The sequence below is a fragment of the Cellulomonas bogoriensis 69B4 = DSM 16987 genome (genome assembly GCF_000767165.1).
GTDB lineage: Bacteria > Actinomycetota > Actinomycetes > Actinomycetales > Cellulomonadaceae > Actinotalea > Actinotalea bogoriensis.
Map to the genome: position 1 here is coordinate 1 of NZ_AXCZ01000395.1, position 783 is coordinate 783.

General features: G+C 76.9%; 1 pseudogene. It reads left to right on the top strand.

Annotation, left to right across the window (positions count from 1 at the left end):
* Positions 1-783, top strand: a pseudogene (locus tag N869_RS15650) (phospho-sugar mutase); the annotation flags it as partial.

Genomic DNA, 783 nt, shown 5'->3' on the forward strand with positions numbered 1-783 from the left:
GGTCGTCATCGGCTACGACGCCCGCCACGGCTCGGCGACCTTCGCCCACGACACCGCCGCCGTCGTGACCGGCGCCGGCGCGCAGGCAGTCCTGCTGCCCGGCCCCCTGCCCACCCCTGTGCTGGCGTTCGCGGTCCGCCGCCTGGGGGCCGACGCCGGCGTCATGGTCACCGCCAGCCACAACCCGCCCCGCGACAACGGGTACAAGGTGTACCTCGGAGGTCGCCTGGTGCCGGACGACGCCCGCGGGGTCCAGATCGTCAGCCCCGCCGACACCCAGATCGCCGACCACATCGCCCGGGTCGGGCCCGTGGCGCAGGTCCCGCGCCCCTCGTCGGGGTGGACCGTCCTGGGTGAGGAGATCCTGGAGGCCTACCTCTGCGCCGTCGCCGGCCTGGCCGACGACGGGCCCCGCGACCTGCGGATCGTGCTCACCCCGCTGCACGGCGTGGGCGGGCCCGTCGCCGAGCGCGTCCTCGCCGACGCCGGCTTCACGCAGGTGCGGACCGTGCCCCAGCAGGCCGACCCCGACCCCGACTTCCCGACAGTCGCGTTCCCCAACCCGGAAGAACCGGGGGCGATGGACCTGGCACTCGCCCTGGCCCGGGACACCGACGCGGACCTGGTGCTCGCCAACGACCCGGACGCCGACCGGTGCGCCGTCGCCGTCCGCGACCCCCGGCTCGCCACTGCGGCAGACCCCGCGCCGTGGCGGGTGCTGCACGGGGACGAGGTCGGGGCGCTGCTGGGCGAGCACGCCGCCCGCACCGCCGACGGCGGGGT